Here is a 434-nt window from a genome sequence, read left to right on the forward strand (position 1 = left end):
TCTCGAACTTATCGACAGGAACGGCCTAAATTGCAATAGGGTCGCTAAAAACATCAAATGCAGCCAAACGGCGTTAAGGCTTATCAGCCTTGACAAGAGCCGGATAACGGCTTCCGTCGCCGTGCGCCTTGCTAAATACTTTAACACCAAACCGGAATATTGGCTGTTAACGCAGATGAAATACGACCTTGTAAAAGTCGCCGGCAACAAGAATTTGAATAAGAAACTTATGAACATAGCGTCGATAGCGTAACAATTTGTTGCGCTATCTTGCGCTTTTTACGTCGCGCCTAAGGCAGAATTTTGCAATTACGCACTTTGAGCAAAACGGGCTTATCGGGCGGCATAACTTCTGCCCGTAAAGGACGAGAAGGTAGTTTTTCCGTAATCGCGAAAAAATTCGGGGTTTCCATAGGGGCGGTCATATCCGCCAA

At 46.1% G+C, this 434-nt stretch carries 1 protein-coding gene; it reads left to right on the plus strand.

Translation table 11 applies throughout. The annotated features are described in order from the left end of the window. Positions 1-253: HigA family addiction module antitoxin (locus ACYVTD_RS16975; protein ID WP_461248822.1), on the plus strand; the 253-nt coding region annotated here is incomplete at its 5' end. Positions 254-434: the final 181 nt, after the last annotated feature.

The organism is Treponema sp. R6D11, from assembly GCF_054786075.1.